Origin of the sequence: Flavobacterium solisilvae (assembly GCF_012911605.1) — a bacterium.
GTDB lineage: Bacteria > Bacteroidota > Bacteroidia > Flavobacteriales > Flavobacteriaceae > Flavobacterium > Flavobacterium solisilvae.
This window is the reverse complement of the sequence record NZ_JAAMPT010000203.1, coordinates 52,282-74,431: the sequence shown is the minus strand read 5'-3', so window position 1 is coordinate 74,431 and position 22,150 is coordinate 52,282. Positions and strand designations below refer to the sequence as shown.

19 protein-coding genes are annotated in these 22,150 nt (G+C 32.7%); 2 read left to right on the top strand and 17 right to left on the bottom strand.

Annotated elements, in window-relative coordinates; all coding sequences use genetic code 11:
• Window positions 1-37: 37 nt before the first annotated feature.
• The 13 genes from G6042_RS05720 to G6042_RS05660 form a co-directional block, all read right to left on the bottom strand.
• Window positions 38-466, bottom strand: a complete 429-nt coding sequence (locus G6042_RS05720; protein WP_169523345.1) for a hypothetical protein — start codon at window positions 464-466, stop codon at window positions 38-40.
• A 75-nt stretch (window positions 467-541) separates the two neighbouring features.
• Window positions 542-2,185, bottom strand: coding sequence for a glucose-6-phosphate isomerase (gene pgi / locus G6042_RS05715; protein WP_169523344.1), 1,644 nt, complete (start codon window positions 2,183-2,185; stop codon window positions 542-544).
• 92 nt (window positions 2,186-2,277) lie between these two features.
• Complete coding sequence (locus tag G6042_RS05710; RefSeq protein ID WP_169523343.1) at window positions 2,278-3,516, bottom strand: M23 family metallopeptidase; 1,239 nt, start codon at window positions 3,514-3,516, stop codon at window positions 2,278-2,280.
• 9 nt (window positions 3,517-3,525) lie between these two features.
• A complete protein-coding gene (locus G6042_RS05705) occupies window positions 3,526-4,461 on the bottom strand; it encodes a tryptophan 2,3-dioxygenase family protein (protein ID WP_169523342.1) in 936 nt (311 codons plus the stop codon).
• Window positions 4,461-5,240, bottom strand: coding sequence for a DUF3108 domain-containing protein (locus G6042_RS05700; protein WP_169523341.1), 780 nt, complete (start codon window positions 5,238-5,240; stop codon window positions 4,461-4,463). Before G6042_RS05700 ends, G6042_RS05705 begins: the two co-directional genes overlap by 1 nt.
• A gap of 175 nt (window positions 5,241-5,415) precedes the next feature.
• Window positions 5,416-6,990, bottom strand: coding sequence for a T9SS type A sorting domain-containing protein (locus tag G6042_RS05695; protein ID WP_169523340.1), 1,575 nt, complete (start codon window positions 6,988-6,990; stop codon window positions 5,416-5,418).
• 110 nt (window positions 6,991-7,100) lie between these two features.
• Entirely contained in the window at window positions 7,101-8,339 is a 1,239-nt protein-coding gene (locus G6042_RS05690; protein ID WP_169523339.1) for a hypothetical protein, read from the bottom strand.
• Between the two features lie 85 nt (window positions 8,340-8,424).
• Window positions 8,425-8,904, bottom strand: a complete 480-nt coding sequence (locus G6042_RS05685) for a hypothetical protein (protein WP_169523338.1) — start codon at window positions 8,902-8,904, stop codon at window positions 8,425-8,427.
• A gap of 3 nt (window positions 8,905-8,907) precedes the next feature.
• Entirely contained in the window at window positions 8,908-9,396 is a 489-nt protein-coding gene (locus G6042_RS05680) for a hypothetical protein (protein ID WP_169523337.1), read from the bottom strand.
• A gap of 11 nt (window positions 9,397-9,407) precedes the next feature.
• Window positions 9,408-9,797, bottom strand: coding sequence for a hypothetical protein (locus G6042_RS05675; protein WP_169523336.1), 390 nt, complete (start codon window positions 9,795-9,797; stop codon window positions 9,408-9,410).
• A 2-nt stretch (window positions 9,798-9,799) separates the two neighbouring features.
• Window positions 9,800-10,516: a hypothetical protein gene (locus G6042_RS05670; protein WP_169523335.1), complete on the bottom strand. Its 717-nt coding sequence runs from the start codon at window positions 10,514-10,516 to the stop codon at window positions 9,800-9,802.
• Window positions 10,517-10,526: 10 nt separating this feature from the next.
• Window positions 10,527-11,795, bottom strand: coding sequence for a hypothetical protein (locus tag G6042_RS05665; protein WP_169523334.1), 1,269 nt, complete (start codon window positions 11,793-11,795; stop codon window positions 10,527-10,529).
• A gap of 4 nt (window positions 11,796-11,799) precedes the next feature.
• The gene (locus G6042_RS05660; protein ID WP_169523333.1) at window positions 11,800-13,098 is read right to left on the bottom strand and encodes an OmpA family protein; all 1,299 of its coding nucleotides are present in this window, start codon (window positions 13,096-13,098) and stop codon (window positions 11,800-11,802) included.
• 130 nt (window positions 13,099-13,228) lie between these two features.
• Here G6042_RS05660 and G6042_RS05655 point away from each other — a divergent pair, with 130 nt between their 5' ends.
• On the top strand, window positions 13,229-13,765 hold the full coding sequence (locus tag G6042_RS05655; RefSeq protein ID WP_169523332.1) for an RNA polymerase sigma factor: 537 nt from the start codon (window positions 13,229-13,231) through the stop codon (window positions 13,763-13,765).
• Window positions 13,766-13,768: 3 nt separating this feature from the next.
• Entirely contained in the window at window positions 13,769-14,476 is a 708-nt protein-coding gene (locus G6042_RS05650) for a tetratricopeptide repeat protein (protein ID WP_169523331.1), read from the top strand.
• Here the strand turns inward: G6042_RS05650 and G6042_RS05645 are convergent.
• The 4 genes from G6042_RS05645 to G6042_RS05630 all read right to left on the bottom strand — a co-directional run bounded on the left by G6042_RS05645 (window position 14,468) and on the right by G6042_RS05630 (window position 22,111).
• Window positions 14,468-17,527, bottom strand: a complete 3,060-nt coding sequence (locus G6042_RS05645) for a CHAT domain-containing protein (RefSeq protein ID WP_169523330.1) — start codon at window positions 17,525-17,527, stop codon at window positions 14,468-14,470. The two genes, G6042_RS05650 and G6042_RS05645, sit on opposite strands and share 9 nt — an antisense overlap.
• 427 nt (window positions 17,528-17,954) lie before the next feature.
• Window positions 17,955-19,115 (bottom strand): 4-hydroxyphenylpyruvate dioxygenase, encoded by a 1,161-nt coding sequence (gene hppD, locus G6042_RS05640; protein WP_169523329.1) that lies wholly within the window; start codon window positions 19,113-19,115, stop codon window positions 17,955-17,957.
• 150 nt (window positions 19,116-19,265) lie between these two features.
• The gene (locus tag G6042_RS05635) at window positions 19,266-20,423 is read right to left on the bottom strand and encodes a homogentisate 1,2-dioxygenase (protein ID WP_169523328.1); all 1,158 of its coding nucleotides are present in this window, start codon (window positions 20,421-20,423) and stop codon (window positions 19,266-19,268) included.
• Window positions 20,424-20,674: 251 nt separating this feature from the next.
• Window positions 20,675-22,111, bottom strand: coding sequence for an amino acid permease (locus G6042_RS05630; RefSeq protein ID WP_211161643.1), 1,437 nt, complete (start codon window positions 22,109-22,111; stop codon window positions 20,675-20,677).
• Between the last annotated feature and the right edge of the window lie 39 nt (window positions 22,112-22,150).

The following is a 22,150-nucleotide window of genomic DNA, read 5'->3' as shown; positions in this document are numbered from 1 at the left end:
TTAGATAAAAAAAGTCCTTTTCAGGACTTAAAAAAAATTAGTTATTTAACCACATTTTCCATGGTATTCGACTTAAAATCAAGAGTAAACCAATGCCATAAAAAATTGCAATTGATTTGAATTTTGCGGTGCTATTTTCTGCCTTTTTATGTTTTGACCAACCAATTGTAATTAAAGCAATAGCAATAATATTGATTAACGGATGTTCTAACGAAGTTAGTCTTAAAGCTGCATCTTTCATTTGTCCAAAAGAATCTAAACCTAGTGGTGAAATGAAGTATAAAATAAAACCAACCAAAAGTTGAATATGTGTTCCAATTAACCCAAAAAGAGCAATTTTTCTATCTTTTCCTGTAAATTCTTTTTTAGAATTCATTCCTAAGAATGAATTAATTACTGCAAAAACTAATAATAATAGTGCTAAATATGCCCAACCTGAATGAAATTTTTGAACGAATGTGTACATAAATTATTTTTTAAGAATAACAAATGTAACGAAAATGAATAAAAAAACGGCAAACTAAGTTGCCGTTTTTAGGATTTATGATTTTTTTAAAAAGTGTTTGAGTAAAAATTCTGTGGAAGAATCGTGCTGATTTACTGATTTTGAATTGATTTCGTCCAAAATAGAATTTGCTAATTGCTTTCCTAATTCGACTCCCCATTGATCATAACTAAAAATGTTCCAAATAACGCCTTGAACAAAGATTTTATGCTCATATAAAGCAACTAACGAACCCAATGATTTGGGTGTTAGTTTGTCGATTAGAAAAGTATTCGTAGGTTTATTTCCGCTGAAAACTTTGAAAGGTAAAAGGAAATCCGCTTTTTCGCCAGTAACGTTTTGTTTTTCAAATTCGGCTTTTACTTGCGCTTCGGTTTTTCCGTTTAGTAACGCTTCGGTTTGTGCAAAAAAATTAGACATCAATTTGTCATGATGGTCTTTATTGCCATATAATGGTTTTACAAATCCGATGAAATCCGTTGGAATTAGTTTTGTTCCTTGATGAATTAATTGGAAAAAGGCGTGTTGTGAATTGGTTCCTGGTTCGCCCCAAATAATTGTTCCCGTTTGATAATTTACAGGTTTTCCGTCGCGACCAATACTTTTTCCGTTGCTTTCCATAATTCCTTGTTGAAGATATGGTGCCAATTTTTGTAAATATTGAGTATATGGAATTAATGCTTCGCTTTCAGCTCCAAAAAAGTTGTTGTACCAAATGCTTAACAAGGCTAAAACAACTGGAATGTTTTTTTCAAATTCGGCAGTTTGAAAATGATTGTCCATTTCGTTTGCGCCTTTCAATAATTCATCAAAATTATCAAAACCAACGGCTAATGCAATGGATAAACCAACAGCACTCCAAAGTGAAAATCGTCCGCCAACCCAATCCCACATTGGGAAAACATTCGCTGGATTAATGCCAAACTCGGTTACTTTTTGAATATTCGTAGAAACAGCAACGAAATGTTTGGCAACATCTTCCTGAGAAGCCGATTGTAAAAACCAGGCACGAATAGTTTCAGCATTGGAAAGTGTTTCTTGTGTAGTAAAAGTTTTGGAAGCAACTACAAAAAGCGTTGTTTCTGGATTTAGTTTTTTGATGATTTCGTTTACGTGATCGCCATCAACATTGGAAACAAAATGAACGTTCAAATGGTTTTTGTAAAACTGTAATGCTTCAACAACCATTGCCGGACCAAGATCGGAACCGCCAATTCCAATATTAACAACATCGGTAAATGTTTTTCCAGTAAAACCTTTTCTTTCGCCTGAAATAACTTCGTTAGTGAATTTTTTGATGTTATTTTTTACTTCAAAAACATCTGGAATTACATTTTTTCCATCCACTAAAACAGTTGCTGTTTCTGGCGAACGCAAAGCCGTATGAAGCACTGCTCTGTTTTCGGTTTGATTGATTGCCTCGCCGTCAAAATAGCTCGAAATAGCTTGTTTTAGATTTACTTCTTTAGCTAATTGTTGTAATAATTCCATCGTTTCATAAGAAATTCTGTTTTTGGAATAATCGATTAAAAAATCATTCCATTGAATGTGGAATTTTTCGGTTCTTGATGAATCGTTACTAAACATTTCCTTCATGGAAACATTTTTTAGTTGCGCGTAATGTTGATTTAGTTTTTCCCAAACAGCTGTTGTAGTTGGGTTGATATTTGGTAATGCCATTTTTTCACAATTTGAATGCCAAATTTACAAATATCATTGGGATAAAACGATAGACAATTTTTACGCTAACGTTGTAGTTGAGAAAAATTACGTTATTTTTTTGAGTTGGCTGTGGCAACGCTATCCAACTCACGTTTTAAAGGCGTCATGTATTCCATGTATTTTTGCTTGTAGCGAGAATCCATAGGAGTAGAATTGGGCAATTTTAATTTTAAAGCATCAACTTGAACACCATTTTTCCAAAAACGATAACAAACGTGTGGTCCAGTGGCTAAACCAGTACTTCCCACTTTTCCAATGACTTGACCTTGAGTAACTCTTTGTCCGCGTTTTACCAAGATTTTTGACATGTGTAAATATTGCGTTGAATAGGTTTTATCGTGTTTTACTTTAACAAAATTTCCGTTTCCAGTAGTAAAACCAGCTTGTTCTACAATTCCAGCTGCGGTTGACATAATTGGTGTTCCAGTTGGCGCAGCATAATCGGTTCCGTTATGTGCTTTCCATCTTTTTTGCACCGGATGAAAGCGATTTTTTGTATATCTCGAAGTGATGTTGATGAATTTTAATGGTGCTTTTAGGAAAAAGTTCTTTAGTGTTTTTCCTTCTTCATCATAGTATTCTTGTTTTTGAGCATTTTCATCAGGTTTGAATGGAAACGCATAGATTTTTTTGCCTTTGTATTCAAAAAAGGAAGCTTTTAAACTGTCAACACCATCATAAACAGTATCATTGATGTATCTTTCGGTAAATTTTAGTGCAAATTCATCTCCTTTCTGAAGTTTGAAAAAGTCGATTGACCAGGCATATATTTTAGCAATTCTTGGTGCTAATGATGGGTCAACTTTTAAACTTTGTAGCGTTTCTGATAATGAACCGTTCAGTTTTCCTGCAATGGTTTTGGTCTTGAAAGTAACAGGTCTTATTTTTTTATGAGCTTGAATAGAATCTCTGAAATCAATGATGTAATAGCTCAATTTATCGGGTTGATAAATGAAATATTGAATTTTATGTTTTCTGTCTTTGGTTCTAAGAATGGTGTAAGGTTTTCCTTTTCTGATAGAACGAACGTCAAAGGTATCTTTAACTTTTGCCACTACATCATAAACCTGATTGCCGTTAAGATTTTGTTTATCAATAATACTACCAAAAGTATCACCCGATTTTATGGTGTCGTTTACTATGTTGAATTCGTTGAGGTTGAAACCAAAATCAATAACTTTAGGTTTTGGATTTTCAATAACGTATTCTTCTTCTTTTGTTTTTTCGCAAGAAATTACAAAAAAGAGTAGTGGTACAAGCAGTATTATTTTTTGAAAAAATTTTGACATTCTTTGATTTTATAGTCCTTCGCCCCAATTTTTTAATTCGTCTTCACTCCAAAGTTCTGGGAAGAATATTCTTCTTTGGTATTTTGGATGCATGTATTTTTTCCAATCGCTTCCGCCAGTTGCTTCGCCTGAACCTTGACCGCTTTCGATGTATTTTTTGGCTGCATTCAAATGTCCCATAACCCAAGTTACATTTACAGTGTAGTCATAATGACGCATTGCTTTTACTAATTCACTGTTTTGCTGATCTTCAACAGGAAGTTGTTTGAATTTTTGCCAAATGTTTATGGTGTTGTATTCTTCCATGTGGCGAATAAATTCTTGGCGGTATTTTTTTTCAAAATTTACTAATAAAGTACTTTTTTCTCCTGTGTGGTAATCTTTTCCTGCGGCTTGCCAATAAAGGTGTTCAAAAGCGTGAGAATAAGGTGTGTTTCTATCAATTGTAGCTCTAAATCTGTAGTCGATAAGGTTAATTAAATCGGTTGAAGAAAATTCAATTAATCGATATTGTGCGCTTTGAAAACCACTCGCTGGAGTTAAAGTATTTCTAAATTTCATGTATTGTTCCACTTCCATTCCGTCGCCCATAATGTCAAATGAAGTAGTCAACATATCAAAATAACGGCTTATTCTTCGTAGTTTTTCGGTGAAAAAATCGGTTTTTGGTTTGTCTGTATGGCAAAGTTGGTCAATTTCCCAAAGTATCATTTTGAATAACAATTCGTTGACTTGATGATACATAATAAAAACCATTTCGTCGGGCAAAACGGTTCTTTGGGTTTGAAGATTTAGTAACGCATCGGTTTGTATATAATCCCAGTAGGTAATTGGTTTTGACCAAAGTAATCCTTCGAGATGGGTTTCGGTTTTTTGGTTTATAGCTTCAAATTTTTGTTCTAAAGCTTCTAAAATAGTGTCGTGATTGTTGGTTAGGTTGTTCATTATTTTTTTACTTTTACTACAAACGGATTTTTTAATCCTTTGAAACCATCAATATCGGCTTTCAAAGAACCAACAGCCAAACTGGCTTTAATCCTTAATGGTAATTTGTTGTCGTCGTCTGAAATCCAAACAGTTAAACTTTCTTCTTCTTTGAAAACACGTCCTGATTGTACCAATGGTCTAAATATCATTGACGGAACAGTTCCAAATTTAGTCTTTAAATCTTCTTTTCCTATATATTTTAACTTAAATTTGAATACTTCGTCATCAAAAAACATATCCACAATTACTGATTCGCCTACTTTTAGTTTATCAATATTGGGATGATTTCTCAGGAAATAAAAAGTAGAAAGAATATCCTGAACATTCTCGGTAACAGGAAATGTGTTTTCTTTTTTCTTTTTATAATCTTTTACCAAAACAGTATTATTGTCTTGATTAAAAAATCCTTCTTGGTTTTTTGTATAACCACCTTCGTCAATTTTTCTGACGAACTGATATGGTTTGTTTGTTATTTTGTCAAAGTAACTTTCATAGTTATCGTCTACTTTAAAAAAGAAACGTGACATACCAACAGTGTAGCCTTTTCCAACGGCATGATATACTTTTTTATTGTTTTTTACAGCTTCTTTTACTTCTAGCGTTGCATATCCAGCATTGATAAAACCATAGTGAATGCGGAATTTAAACCATTCGCCTACATCATAAGCTTCGGGTTTTTGGGTAGAATTAAAACTTACCGTTGAAAGAAACAGGAGCAGAAATACTAACTTTTTCATTTTAAATATTTATTTTTTCTTGGGTAAGTACAATTATTGTTCCAAATGTAAAAAAACAAAGAAACGTATCAAAAGATTGAACACTTTTTTGTTGATAAAGTAATTGGAATAAATTTTTATAAATGAAAAAACCGTCACAAAATGAGACGGTTTTAGTTTGAATTAAAAGTGAAAATTAGTATTTGATTAATTTTTTTATTGAGACTGTATTTTGAGTTGTATTGAAAATTTTTAAAAAGTAAATTCCTGACGCATGGTTTGAAATGTCTATTGAATCTCCATTTTGAGAATAGTTTATTTTTTTTCCGGTTTGGTCATAGATGGTATATTCTAATTGATTTTTATTTGTGTTTTCAATGTGAAAAATTCCATTTGCTGGGTTTGGATAAACTGAAATTGCATTGTTTTTTGAAATGGTTGTTTCTAAAGTTTGTGAATTCAGTCTAAAGATTTTTCGCCCAGTTACATTTCCATTCGTTGAAGCCATGAAATATAAATATCCATTAAATTCAATGAAGTCACTTGGATCTGAACCATCACTTCCAAGAGCAATATCTTGAACTAACGTTGCGTTATCATTTGTGTCGAGCATCCATAATTCGATACCATTTGTTGCATTGTATGCACTGTAGAATAGCAAATTTTCATATATAAAAAATTGGTTTCCATAAAATGTGGTTTGCGGATTGGAAGTTACCATGATAGTTCCTTCTTCGGTTCCATCAGATTTCCAGATTTGAGTTCCATTTATTTCATCATTTTTAGAAAAATAGAGTTGATTATTAAATTCAATAAATGAACCTGGTGCCCAACTATTTGTATTATTTCCTGGAGTAATATCTTTTATCATCTCGGTTCCAGCAGCAGTTCCATTGGTTTTCCATAGTTCTAAACCGTTGGTATTGTCTTTTGCTGTAAAGTAAATAATGTTGCCAGCTTTATAAAAATTAGTTGCTCCAGAAGTGTCAAAATAATTGTTGCTAACAAATATGTCTTTAAGTAAATTAGTTCCTGGCGTTGTACCGTTTGTGGTAAATGGTTCGTATCCGTTTTCTATAGTAAAACCTGAAAAATAGATGGTATCGTCAATTTTTTTTACGCTGCTCATTTGCACTCTGTCTGAAACATTGGTTGGGTTTAAGTCTTTTACAAGTTCACTAACCAAACCATTTGTTCTCCAAATTGACCAACCATGTGCTGAAGTTCTAGCATTAATAAGTAAATTATTATCATCAAGATTATAGAAACCTCTATCTACATTTTGAAAAGATAAGTTAGTTGCTTGCAATACTTCTACAGCAGAATTAGGAGTATTTTGCATTCTCCAAATATTTCGTGTACCATTGGAACCTGTTGTTCCTTCATAAAAAAATATGAAATTGTTGGCTTTAATAAATCCGCCAACATTTGTTATGTTTGGATTGTTTACCATGATATAAGTTCCGCCAGTCGTTCCATCGGTTCGCCATATTTGGTTATCGTTAACCGTAAAATAAATTACATTATCAATTGCTGTTAGATTGTATGGATTGCTACTTGCATTTCCTGGTATGATGTCCATTAAAATTGTGGTTCCAGCTTCGGTTCCATCGCTTACCCAAAGTTCTGTTCCAAAAGTTGGTTCTGTTCTTACAAAAACAATTTTGTTGTTTACTTTGGTTGGAAAAGCCCAAGCATAGTTTAGAATTTGTTCTGCCTGAGAAAATACAGTCGATGAAATAAATAGAATAAGTAAAGTAATTTTTTTCATGGTAAATGTGTTTAGTTTACCATTAGTGAATTATTTTCAAAAAGGTAAACATCAAAAAAACCGCTTCAAAAAAAATTGAAACGGCTTTCTCAAAAAACTAAACTACTTACTTAACAATTACAAGGTTTTGGTTGACCTTGTGTTTCCATTAATTGATTTATTTTTTCATCACGTTTTTCATCATCGTTTTTATATTGATTTATAATTTTGATGTGTTCTGTTTTTACTTTTTCTAATCTGGTTTTTTTATTTTTTGTGCATGTAATCAAGCAGTTATATCGTTTCGTTGCTTTTGTGTCATTGTTTTTTTGTGCTTCTTTTAAACCTGATTGATGTTCAGCAATCGATTGATTTAATGCGTTAATCATAATGTCGTAATAATTGGCAGTAGCATCGGCATTATTAATTTGATTAACAAATGGTAAATCTTGAATGTCGCTGGTTTGAGAAAAAGCACCAGCATTTCCTCCAGTCATTTCTCCCATCGGTTTATATCCTTTTCCGGAAAAGCTAACGGTAGCATTTTCGATATAATTCATAAAAATGGAAGCACCATCGCCAACAATTCCTGTAATCATATAAGTTGTTCCCGATGGACTTGCAATAAAACCCAAACCCCAATAGCCAGAAAGACTGTGAGTAAATTTAGTGTCAAGCAAAACATCCTGAGGATTAGACAACCAAATGGACATTTTTTTGCCTTCAAATGTTCCAGAATATTCAACTCTCGGATATTTATTTCCACCAACTTTTCCAACTTTATTACCTGTTTTTTTGAAGGTTTTAAAGAATTCTTTGCTCAACATTTTGGTTTGAATATCATGTACAACCATGGATTGTTTGCTTCCTGCTTTCATTACAAAGTTGCCTTCTGAACTTTTCATGTACTGATAAAAATCGTTATTGGCGTTTTTAATTTGTGTCATTTCGCCTTCCGGATTTTCGCTAAGCATAGCTTTGATGCCTTTCCAATCTAACATGGAATACCCATTTTTGGTATTCAAATAGAAATAGGAAACTATATTGCCTTCGGGTGCATTTACTGAAAAGCCAATTTTTTTATTGAAAGTAAAGTCGCCATTCAAACCAATTTCATTGTAAATCTGTTGACCAGCATTTGGTGTTTTTGGCTTTGGAACAGATAAAGAAATATCCAATAAATCATTAGGATTGGGTTCGTTACTTTTTACTTCCAGTAAGTCATCGGCATCTGTTAGTATCGGAACAGTTGTCTTTGGTTTGTCTTTAATTAATGGAATGTTGGTTTTTGGTTTTGCTTTGGTTTTGGATTTTTGCTGGGCAAAACCCGAAAAACTCAAACATAAAATTAACAACAAAATTTTTTTCATAACTTTTAAGGGATAAGGTTTGGTTTCTAATCAATAATTCATGTTTCTTGATTGTTAAAAGAACATGTAGATGAGATGTTAAATATTACTGACGTTCATATGTTTCTATATAAAAAGCAGTATCTTCGGGGTTGTTCTCGTTTTGTAATTCAATGAATTTTAAAATCATTTTGTTTCCTTCAAAAGTTGCTTCCACAGCAATTAGAGTTTCGGAATCATGATTTGGATTGCTAGAAATGGTTTGGAAAACATATTGATTAGTATTGCTTTTTGCCCAAATTTTTTCTCCAGTAAAACTTGAGGTTTGTAATGTGCAACTACCAAACTCAGGATTTGGACTGTATCTAATTTTGTCAAATGTGCCGTCTTTTTTGATGATGAAACGGTTTTGTATATCGCAACTGCTTTCAAATAATTGATCGTATTGTTGACTGTTGTTTTGAATATAAGTGGATTTTGTATGACGCCAAGTGCCAATTATCTTATCACTGGAATTGTTCTCAGAATCGTTATTTGAACAAGAAAAAGTAAATAAAACGGAAAGAATAAATACTATTTTTTTCATGATTTAGTTGATTTTTAAAAATAAAGTTGATGAAGCTATTTGACCTTTTACACCAATTGGTTTTGCTTCCAAAATGATTTCATAATTGCCTTTTGGAATTTCTGAAACAGTTTCTGGTGTATTGGTTTGAATGTTAGATAAAACAGAAATTACATCAAATGTTTCGATTGGCATCAACATATCACCAGGAAAAAATGGCATTGGACTGCGTTTGATAGTTCCAATAGTTTTTCCATCTTTTTTTATGGTAGTTGAAAATACAAATTGAACAACTTCTTTTTTGTCGCTGTTTAGCGGAACATCTGTTGCAGTGAACGCAAAATGAATTGGATATTTGTTTTCTCTAAAATCGGCAAAGAGATTTACCGCTTTGTTTGATTTTGCGGTAAGTTCAATTTTTGATTGTTCTTTAATATTAATTTCGCCTTGAACCAATTGAGCAAAGCCGTTAAACGCTACAAATAGCATTAATGAGGATATAATTTTTTTCATAATTTAAAAGGTTAAGGATTTTTTACTGTTTCAAAATTTTCTTCAAAAATTTTAGTTGGTCTTTTGTCGTGATAGACATAGGTTGCTTTGATGTAACCCAAGTAAGAATTGGTTTGTCTGTAATGCGTATAACTAATTTCAAATTTGCGTTTGGCTACATTATCCGTGCTTTCAACAGTCATTTGGTATTTTGTTCGAGCATCGCCGTTGAAGGTTTGAACGGCTGTTTTGTTGAAGACATACATGGGTTTGGTTTCTTTTCCAACTTTAGTATGTATCGTGGTTTTTTTACCCCATTCTACTTCAAAAAGTGGCATGTTGGATGTTGGATTGGTATTCCAAAACTTTATTTGAGCTTGCGTTTGAAAGCAAATTAGCAATAATAAAACTAACTTTTTCATTGTTATTTTAATTTTTGATTAATAATTTTTTTTGCTGTTTCGATGCTTTTTTGCTTGTTTACTTTTTCATCATCCGAAAGTTCGGCTGTGATTTGAAATTCTAATCCTTTGTAGAAAACTTTCAATTCTTTGTATTTGTTGTTCCAAACGGCATAATCGCCAACGCCTTTAATTTCGTCAAATGAAAGTCCTTTTGCCATTTCGCTTGCCATTCCTTTTGCCATTTCGGCTTGTGAAGCATCGGCTTTTCCTTGCTGTTGCATTTCGTTTACTTTTTCATTCATCGCTTTGTCAGCATTAGTAAGTTCTTCGGCAGTTGGTGTATGATAATTGAATTTGAATTCTTTTAATGAGGTGTTTTTTACCCAAGAAAGTTGAATAAAATCATCTGCTGGAACATCCATCATTTTACCATTGATAGGATTTTTAATTTGCTGGTTTCTTCCTTTTCCCCATCGATATGAAACCGAATGCGTAGCAGGATTTTTCAACACTTGATTGTAGTCTTTTTGAGCTTCAGATGCAGCATAACCTGAAATTTCGGAAGCCATTTCTAAGGTTAATAATTGATCTAATTTTCCGTTAAACTCGTCGGCAGTATTGACTACAACTTCATCAATTGCTTGGTTAGCTTGGCTTTCAAGGTTTTCTTTTTTATCGCCAGTACAAGTAAATGCAAAAAGAAAGATGCTGAGTAAGGATAGGAGTGCTGTTTTCATTATCAATTAATTAATCTATTTTTTTTACTTGTACTGTTATGTACGATTGATCTCTGTTTTTAATTTTACCAAGTTCACAGCTTGAGCCAATAAATATTCTATCCATACCATTACTACTCATTGCTGAAATAATTTGTTCCATTGTAAGCGTTTGTCTTGTTTTGCCATAATCTGCATTTATTCCTGGTCTTTTACCTTTTAAATGATGCCAAAATTCAACTTCAATATCTACAGTATTGTTGTTAATGTCGCTACTTAAAAATTCAAAATCTCTGTAGTTAGCAGGTGTTTCAGGCAAACTAACACTTTCTCTGTTTTCTGGAAATGCATTATCTTCCGTTCTATCAAAAAAAGTATGACTTTTATTGCCAAAACTTTTTACTTCTTCTCGTCCGCTAGCTGTAACTCTGTAAACTCTTATCCCAGAAAACCCATATAGATTTAAAAGAGGATTGGATATTGTTGCTATTAAAGGTGCATTTAACTTTGCCAAATGAAATCTGTATTTAACTTTTTGATTATTCTGTGATTGATTTGAGTTTGCAGATGTTGAGGAATTAGACGAAGTACTTGTCGTTGCAATAGCTTTATTATTCTTTACATGTTTGTCTCCATTCCAAGCGCCATCTGTCATCGCAGTTGTCCAACCCCATTTTCCTTTAAAACTGTTTCCTTCAAAATCAAATTCAAAATGACCTGTTTTTTTGGTAGTGTTGTTATAGAAAGTTCCTTTTAACTTTCTGGTTTGTGGATTGTAAACGCCATCAACTGTGCCAACATTTTTGTATGTTCCGGTTACTTTATTCCCCGTTTGCAGTAAGATTAAACTACCATCGGTGGTATTCCATTTGCCACTCCAAACGTTGGTGACATTTTTGATAGCATCTTTTCCTGCAGTTTTACTTGTTGCTTTCCAAATATGATCTGGATTTGTGGAATATTTATTGTCTGTTCCATAACCCCAATTTCCATTAAAAGAAGTAATTCCGCTATCAAAAAAGTGCTGTTTTCCTGTTGGAGAAAAGAAAATAAATTTTCCTTCGGCTGCACCGTTGTGAAAACTTCCCACAATTTCTTTTCCTACGTTGGTCGTTGAACCTGTAATAGTTCCAATTCCTTTGTAATCGCCATAAACAATGCCGCCATTTGGGTATTCAAAACCTTGTTCAAAAGTTAGATTTATAGTTCCAAAATTAGTGCTGTAAACACCATCTGAAAAGGATTGTGCAAAGGTTTGTGTTCCAATTGCCCATAAAAGTAATGTGATAATTTTTTTCATAATGTTATAGTTTTATAAATTCAACGCGTCTGTTTTGAGCTTTTTCGGTTGGAGTTGTGTTTTTGTTAAGCGGTTGGCTTTCACCTTTTCCGTCGGTTTCCATGCGGTTGGCATCTATTCCATAAAAACTAGACAAAGCGGTTTTTACTGCTGCAGCTCTTTTTTGAGACAAAGCTAAGTTGGCTGCATCGGCACCATCACTATCGGTATGACCAATGATTTTTACTCTAACCGTTGGATTTTCTTGCAGTGTTGTTGCCATTTCTTTTAGCACAGTTCCGCTTTCGGGTTTAATGTTGTCGCTGTTCACGTCAAATAAAATCCCGTTGGTAACAAATCGACCTTCTGTGATGAGTTTGTTTCGAGTATCGGCACCAGCAACGGCGTAACGAACATTAGTTAAGTATATTTCACAATCACCGAAGAAGCTTCTGAAAAAAGCAAAATCGTAGTTAGTACTTTCAGTAAAAAATCGAGGAACATCTACTATTTTGTCTTCATTAACATACACTCTAAGTCGACCTTTTTGTCTCCAAACCGAAACTTTAGCAAAATTGTTGTTCGTATTAACATCCCATTGAGGCATTTTTATTCTGTTTTCGATTTCGCTTCCGTTAGTTGGAATTATTTGTAACGATGTTTCTCCAGCTCCAGGATGCAAATACACGATTGAAGTTCCTTTTGAGAAAAACATTTCTTTCATTAAATCTTCACTTTGTGTAGTAAAGTTTAATCCAAATCCGGCATAATTATTAGTAGGTTCGCCATAAATTCCAACTTCAAATTCAAGTGTAAAATTTTCTGGTAATTTTTTGATATTATCTGGAACAAATGCTCCGTTTTTAGTCATAGAAAGCCATTTTCCAGACTGTCCATCGATGTTTACAATTTCTCCACTCGCATTGGTATTGAATTCTGCTGGAAAGTCGCCGACAGCTAATCGGTCAAAATTGTCGAAATACAATTCTTTTTCACCGGCAACAAAATCAAATTTAGAATTTCCTTTTACTGCCGTTTTTGAAGTATTACTTTTTTTGTTTTCGGTGTTTTCAGTTGATTGTTCCTGATTTTCTTCACTTGGCTGAGGTTCTTCTTTTTTCTTTTTGTCTTTCTTTTTGAAGATGTTTTTTATTTTTTCTTCAGCTTTGTTCAGAACAGTTTCAACTCCTTCATCGCCTTTTTGTTCACCACGTTGATAGGTTTTGTCTTTGGCATTTTTTAAAACTTTTCCGCCAACAGTTTCTTGCGCAGTAATGCATTGGATACCTAATAAAATCAGTAATGCAGTTAATAGATTTTTCATTTTTTTATTTTTTGGTTAAACAAATGGTTATTTCGTTTTAGCATTAGTGAAATGGAAATCAAAAGGTAAACATCGGTTTGAAAAAATATTTTTGATTAGCTTTGTTTACTTTCTAGAAATTCATCCACTAATGGAAAACGCCCCAAAGTTGACAGAGCTTTTAAAAGCAGGAAATGAGAAAGCCATTCGCACTGTTTATGAAGAACATCGCAATGGATTTTTATTGTTTGCCAAACGATATTCGTTGGGTGACGATGAAGTTTTGGATGTTTATCAAGATGCCATCATCGCTTTGTGCGAAAATGCCCGAAAAGGAAAACTGGATGATTTACAAAGTTCTATTTCGACTTATTTGTTCAGTATTGGCAAGTTTATGATTTATCATCGGCTGAAAAAACTAGGAAAACAAGTCACTGTAAACGATTTTGAGCAAGTTGAAATGGAATATGAATTGTATGACGAAGAAGAGCAAAATTCAAAATTAACCTTGGTTAGAAACTATTTTTCCCAGCTTGGTGAACAATGCAAAAAGGTATTGACGCTTTTTTATTATGAAGAAAAAAAGTTGGATGAAATTCAGAAATTATTGGGTTATACTAACAAAGATGTATTAAAAAGTCAGAAATCGAGATGCTTAAAACAGCTGAAAGATTTGATAAATAAATAGAATATGAATCACGAAGAATTAATAGAAAAATATTTTGCCAAAAGCTTAAACAACGATGAAAAATCATTGTTTGATCAATTGATGCAAACCAACGAGACTTTTCGTGAACAAGTGGTTTATGAAGAAGAAGTTCAAAGAGCCATCACGTTAAACGAACGCCAAGCATTGAAGAAGAAACTTCAATCGTTTGAAATAAAAAAGCCAAAGCGCAATTATACTATATGGTATGCAGCGGCATCGTTTGCCGTTATGTTGGGAATTGGCTATTGGACATTTTCGAATGACGTTGACACCAATGCGGTTTATGAAGAATATTACCAATCGTATCCCAATGTTGTTGCGCCAACGGTTAGAGGTGAAAATTCAACTGATATAAAATCGGAAGCATTTTATTCTTATGATAGTGGCGATTATGCGAAAGCTTTGACGCTTTTTTCTAAATTATACGACACTGAAAAGGAAGATTATTCTTTGTTTTACAAATCGTTGTCGCTAATGGAATTGAAGCGTTTTGATGAAGCTTTGTCTTCGTTTGAACAATTTGATTTGCAGAAGAATAACGGATTTACACCTTATGTCAAATGGTACAAAGCGTTGACTTTAATCAAATTGGAACAAAAAGAAAAAGCTGTAGTTTTGCTCAAGGAATTAGCAAATTCGACTAATCCGATGCAAAAAATGGCAAAAGAATTGGTGACCGAATTAGAATAATTTTTTCCGGAAAACAAATCCAAGAATAACAATTAATATTCCACCAGCAAGTGCAAACCAAATCCAATTACTTGTTGGACTTGCTATTGGTGAAACATCGCCATTTACTACAAATCCTGCCCAATAAAACGGATGTTGCTTCATAGGGTTTTTAGCCAAAAATTCTTTTTTAGCGTTTGTCAAAGCTTCGTCTTTTGGTTGTCCTTTTTTTAGATTTTCATAGAATGAAATCATGATTTCCGAAGTTTCTTTGTCGGGAACTTGCCAAAGACTATAAACTGACGATTTTACTCCAGAATAGGTTAATGCTCGAGATAAGCTCATCATTCCTTCGCCACTTTCCATAGTTCCTATGCCAGTATTACAAGCACTAAGAACAACTAAATCTGATGGAAAGTTTAATTGATAAAGTTCGTCAAAATACACTTTTTGTCCTCCTGAAAAAACTAAAGATGATTTTGAATAATCATTCTCAAGAAGAGAATGCATCGCTAGATGATGGAGTGAAAATGAAGTGGTAGCATCAATAAAGTTTTTGCGATTAGCATTTTCGTTCATGTAAAGTTTACCGCTGAATAATTCACTGATTTTTTGAGCTTCTATTTTTGCTTCTTTTAAGTCATATAAATCAGCTCTTCTTAAGCCTCTATTTTGATTTTCTGTTGGTATTTTTGAATAGTTTGGAGCAAATGAAACAAATCGATTATTATTAACTGTGATATTATTTTTTTGTAAAATATCCCATAATTTAATGGAATAGGAATAACTAGTGTGATAATTTTGCACAAGCATTTTATCATTTTTATCAATAAGACTTTCAAAAGAAACCGCAATTAAAAAGTCTTCGGGAATGAAAATAATGTCATCTATCGATTGGTTTTTTAGTATTGGTTGAACAATTTTTTCATGTAGTAGTTTACTTGTTTTGGTGTAATTTTGATTGATGGAATTAATATGTTTTAGATATTGATTTACTAAATTTTTTATAGGTCCAGTTTCACCAATTTCTAGCAATTCCACAGATGAATTCTTGATTGCAAATGCATAAACGGTTTTATCTGTTACTACATATTTAATCATCAATTGATTATTAGATGTTTTTTTCTGAATGTCTTCAATTGAAAAATTGCCTGATTTAAAGGTTTCGTAGGATTTGTCTTTTTGATTGATTTGCGATTTTATTTCATTAATTTTTTTATTTAATTCAGCCAATTTGAGGTTCAAATCATTTACTTCTTTGGCAGACTCTATTTGTGTTTCAATAGCATTTTTCTCAAAGACCAATTCATTTAAATTTCTCATCAAAGCTGCTGGGACTTTAAGGTTTTGACTATTTTTTATTTCAAAAATGTTCCACAAATGTTGTGAAGAATTATTTTCTATTCGATTTAGAATAGTTTTAATTTTTAGTTTGTCATTTGGGTTTATTAATAGTTGAGTTTCTAAAAGCCCAGATGCAATTTCTTGATTAAATGTCTTTAATGATTCATTGTATTTTCCTTTCTGATAAAATTCTGCAAACATTTCAGAAGCAATGAAAAATAAATTATTTGAGATTAAAATGTCTTCTTTGTTCTTGCTTTTTTCATAGATTAGTAAATAGATTGTTGCAGAATTTAGTATGTTTCTTAAAAATGTACTACTATTAAAATTATTGAATTTTTTATATTTTATATTTTTCAATGATTTTGCTTTAATCTTTTCCTTTAATAGATTCTCAAAAGAACCCACGAGAACTTGTTTTGCTTTTTGTGGTTGATTTATAGAATTTAATATTGTTGCTTCAAGTACTTGAATTGAAAAACGAGACGCATTAAAGAAAGATTCATTTATTTTTTTTGAATCATTTATTACAGCTAAAGCTTCATTATATTTTTTATGACGATTGTAAACTATGGCAAGCTTTAAGTAGGCAACTAATTCATCATGTTTTGATTTGCTGAATTTTGCAATTTCAAGTGTTTTTTTTGCAAAATTTATATGTTCATTGATTTTAGTTTTATCATTTCTTGTTAGAAAAGAGTATAAATTATCAAACTCATACCTAGCTAAAAGCAAAGTGTTGTCGATTTTTTTTCTTTCATCAGGATACGATTTAAAAACCATTGAAATAGAGTCGAGATATTGTTTGGCTACTGTTTCATTTTTTTCGAGAGATTTTAAACGTAGGTTTGATAAATAAAGCAAAGCCTTAAAATGCAAATTATAATTTTTAAATCCACCGGCATCAGTTGTTGCAAACGTTTTATGACGATACCATTTATAAAAATTTATGTTTAACTCGTTTAAAACTTCTCTTGCTTTTTTTTCATCACCATAATCAAGATTTTCCCAAATTACATTGTTCATTGAATTAACAACATATGCTTTATCTGCTGTGTTTGATTTTATATGATTTTCTAATCCTTTAGAATAATGATAAAGTGACTGATTGTGAATGTGTAAATCGGAATAAGATATTCCCAATAGATTATGTGTGTATCCTAAATTTTCGTAGTCATTAGGTGTTAAGCTGTTAATTTTTTTTAATGCTTTTTCTAATGAAATAATTGATTGCTCATAATTTCTTATTCTTCTATAAATGTCACCTTGATCGACAAGAAAGGAAATTATATTTGTGTCTTTAGGAAGATTTTTAGCGGTGTACTCGAGTCCTTTTTTATTTATTTTTAACGCTTCATCCCAGTCATAATAACAATAACTTAATTCTAGATAGGTAGTACTTATCCATTTTTTTATAGTTTTTGTTGGTTCACTTTCTGAAAAAAAAGACAGGGCTTGTTTAAATTCTTGACTCGCAACTTCATAGTTTCCATTATCAGCTTCAATATTTCCTTTCGCGAAAAAATATCTACCCGAGTAAAATTTATTTTTTTTGTCATTTGATAATTTTGTTAACGATTTCCAAAGAATAACGGATTTATCAAAGTCTTTATTGCTTTCTAGTAAATCAGCTTCTTTTTCAATTGTTTCAACCCTTTTACTCTGAGAATGGCACAGTCCATTTTTTAATAATAACAGCGAAAGGAGAATAAAAATAAAGTTCTTCATAAACTTATTTGCTTTTATATTATTAATGTAAAAAAATCAAAAAAGTAAACATGATGCGAATAGTTTTTAAACAAAACGATGTTGAGGTTTAAGATAGTTTTGCATCAAACCAAAGTAACTAAATTTTAACGAGAAATAAAAAAATGAATAAATAATAGATTGTATTTTAAGAGTATAAGCCATAAAACAAAAAAACCCAGCCGAGAAACGACTGAGTTTTTATGCTATTAACCAACCAAAAAACTATAAATTATGAAAAATTTATCCAAAAAGTTTGAAGGAAACCACTCCTTCGATTTTTGATGGTACAAAGATATGTATGTTTTTTGAATTATGTTTAATAAAAAGTCAATTTTAACATATTTTTATCAAAAACAAGGTTACTACAACGTTGTATTTTGATGATATGTTAATAAAAACGTAATTTTTACAAAGTTCCTCTTAGTTCTTGCTCTCTTTCGATAGATTCAAATAATGCTTTGAAATTACCAGCACCAAAACCTCTTGCACCCATTCTTTGAATGATTTCATAGAACAAAGTTGGTCTGTCTTCCACTGGTTTAGTGAAAATTTGGAGCAAATAACCTTCTTCATCGGCATCAATCATGATTCCTAATTTTTGAAGTTCATTGATGTCTTCTTTAAATTTATGCATGTGATCTTTCAATCGTTCTGGAATGGCATCATAATAGGCTTGTGGTGGTGTTGATAAAAATTCAACTCCACGAGATTTCAAATCGGTTACAGTTTTAATAATATCATCTGTAGCGATGGCAATGTGTTGAACGCCTGGGCCATCATAAAAATCCAAATATTCTTCAATTTGCGATTTTTTCTTTCCTTCGGCTGGTTCGTTGATTGGGAATTTAATTCTTCCGTTTCCGTTACTCATTACTTTACTCATCAAAGCTGAATATTCGGTTGTGATTTGTTTATCATCAAACGAAAGGAAATTTACAAATCCCATTACATCTTCGTAGAATTTTACCCAAGTATTCATTTCATTCCAACCTACGTTTCCTACCATATGGTCAACATATTTTAATCCGGTTGGAGCAGGATTATAGTCAGATTTCCATTCTTGATAACCTGGTAAAAATGCTCCGTTGTAGTTTTTTCTTTCTACAAACATGTGAACCGTTTCGCCATAAGTGTAAATTCCGGCGCGAACTACTTCTCCGTGTTCATCGGTTTCTACAGTTGGTTCCATGTAAACCTTTGCGCCACGTTTTGTAGTTTCTTCAAATGCTGAACGCGCGTCTTCTACCCAAAGTGCTACAATTTTAACACCATCGCCATGTCTTTTTACGTGTTCGCCAATTGGAGAATCGCCTTTTAAAGCTGTTGTTAAAACTAAACGGATTTTGTCTTGTTTTAAAACATAAGAAGCTCGGTCTTTCATTCCGGTTTCTAATCCTGCGTAGGCATAGGATTGGAAACCGAATGCGGTTTTGTAATAATGTGCTGCTTGCTTGGCATTACCTACGTAAAATTCTACGTAATCGGTTCCTAAAAGTGGAAGGAAATCTTGTGCGCCTTCAAATATTTTTTCTAAGCCGTATTCGACTGATTTTATTTCTTTACTCATTGTGTTTATTTGTTTGTTTGGTTAATCTAGTTTGTGTGTTATTAACCAAAAGTTTGTTGTTTACTGAATTTTTAGCCCCGATAGCAGTGGAAATCCTCGCCATTTTTCTTGGCGAGATTGCAACGAATAGCGGGATTAGCTCCTAAAAAATTATTCTAACCAAGATTGATAGTACTTGTCATCGGCTATTTTCATAGCTTCTTCGGTTACCATCAAGGGTTTGAAAGTATCAACCATAACGGCTAATTCTTGCGTATCTTTTTTACCAATGCTTCTTTCTACTGCGCCAGGATGTGGACCGTGAGGAATTCCTGCTGGATGAAGCGAAATGTGTCCGGCCTCGATGTCGTTTCTGCTCATGAAATCGCCATCAACATAGTATAAAACTTCATCAGAATCAATGTTACTGTGGTTGTATGGTGCCGGAATTGCATCAGGATGATAGTCATATAAACGTGGTACGAAGGAACAAACGACAAACGCATCGGTTTCAAAAGTTTGGTGAACTGGTGGCGGTTGATGTATTCTTCCTGTTATGGGTTCAAAGTCATGAATGGAAAAAGCATACGGATAATTGTAGCCGTCATAACCAATTACGTCAAATGGATGCGTGGCATAAACCATTTCGAAGATTTCATCTTTCTTTTTTACTTTGATGACAAATTCGCCTTTTTCGTTGTAGGTTTCCAATTCATTTGGACGTCGGATGTCTCTTTCGCAAAACGGTGAATGTTCTAATAATTGACCAAACCAGTTTCGGTAGCGTTTTGGTGTGTAAATTGGTCGGTGTGATTCAACGATAAACAAACGATTGTCCTCGGTATCGAAATCGATTTTATAAATAATTCCTCTTGGAACAATCAAGTAATCACCATATTTGAAATCGATGTTTCCAAGCATAGTTCTTAGTTTTCCTGAACCTTTGTGGATGAAAATCATTTCATCGGAATCGGTATTTTTATAAAAATAATCGGTTGTTGATTTTTTTGGTGCGGCAAGAACAATATGACAATCGGAGTTGGTCAAAACTATTTTTCGACTTTCTAGAAAATCATTTTCTGGATTTACTTGAAATCCTCTTAGTCGATAGGATTGAATATTGTTTGCCTTTGAAATTTTTGGTGCAATGTTGTATTGCTTGCGAATTTCTTTAACCTGTGTTGGTCTTTGTTCGTGATAGGAATTGGTTGACATACCGTCAAAGCCTATGGTTCCAAAAAGTTGTTCATAATACAAATCGCCATTTGGTTTTTTGAAAATGGTGTGTCTTTTTGGTGGAATTTTTCCTAATGTATGATATAATGGCATAAGATTGCTGATTTAAGATTTCTGAGTTTTAATTTAAGATTTCTATAAAACAATATTAGCGTCATTCCGGATTTCTCTTGATGAGGAATTTTAAATGGGATAATAAATTTTTCCAAGGTGAATTCATACCATACAAATATCGGAAAAATATAATTTTGTGAAATGATAATTATCAAATTTTTATCAAAAGCAAAAAAGGATTAACAATTTTATAAATCATTAATCCTTTTTTATTTGTTAAGTAGCTAAATTTAATCGTTTAGTTTACTGTTTTTCTTTCCATAAATGAAGTACAAAGAAACTCCAATTGCCATCCAAACTAAAAGACGTAACCAGCTTTCGGCAGGCAATGCATACATTAAGTAAAAACAAACTGCAATTCCGGCAATTGGTACAAATGGTACTAATGGAACACGGAATGAACGCTCAGCATTTGGCATTTTTTTGCGCATGATTAAAATTCCAAGACAAACTAATGAAAACGCAAATAAAGTTCCGATGCTTACCATGTGACCTAAATCTTTGATAGGAACAAATCCTGCAAAAATGCTCACGAAAACCATAAAGAAAATATTGGTTTTCCAAGGTGTTCTAAATTTTTTGTGAATATCGCCAAAGAATGTTGGTAAAAGTCCGTCTTTACTCATAGAGTAGAACACACGGCTTTGTCCCATCAACATTACTAAAATTACTGAAGTATATCCTGCAAGAATGGCTACGATAAGTCCTGTTTGTAAAAAGTTGTAACCTGTTACAGCAAATGCTGTTGCAGCTGGTGAAGCATCGCCTTTAAATACAGTATAAGGAACTAAACCTGTCATTACATATGAAAACAAAACATAAAGAATGGTACAAATTGCTAATGAACCTAAAATTCCGATTGGCATTCCTTTTTGTGGATTTTTTGCTTCTTGTGCAGCGGTTGATACAGCATCAAAACCAATGAATGCAAAGAATACTAAACCTGCTCCAGCAGCAATACCAGACATTCCTCCAAATTCGCCAACTTTTTCACCAGTTTCAGTTACGTGAGCTGGAACATATTCAGGAATGTAAGGAACATGATAATCTGGGTTGATGTATTGCCATCCTAAAATGATAAAGATGATGACTACAGTTAATTTCATTACCACTAAAATGTTGTTTACAAATGCAGATTCTTTTGTTCCTCTAATCAATAATAGAGACAAAAGACACACAATAAAAATTGCGGGTAAGTTAATAATTCCGCCTTCTGCTGGTGCGCTTGAAAACTCTGGTGGAATAGACATGCCAAATTGGGCTAATAATTTATTTAAGTATGAACCCCAACTTACACCAACGGTTGCTGCTCCAAGTGCATATTCTAAAACTAAATCCCAACCGATAATCCAAGCTACAAATTCGCCCATCGTGGCATAAGAATAAGTATAAGCACTTCCTGCTACTGGAATCATGGAAGCAAATTCAGCGTAACATAAACCAGCAAAGGCACAACCAACTGCTGCTAAAACGAATGAAAGCGTAACAGCTGGACCAGCATGATCTGCAGCGGCAATTCCTGTTAATGAAAATAATCCTGCGCCAATAATAGCTCCAATTCCTAAAGCAACTAAAGCTCTTGAAGATAATGTTCTTTTTAAACCTTTTTCAGATTCGTCGGCTTCACTCAATAGAATATCGAGTGATTTTCTTTTCCAAATAGACATATTTTTGGTATTTTAGTTAATGTTTAGGTTTCAAATATA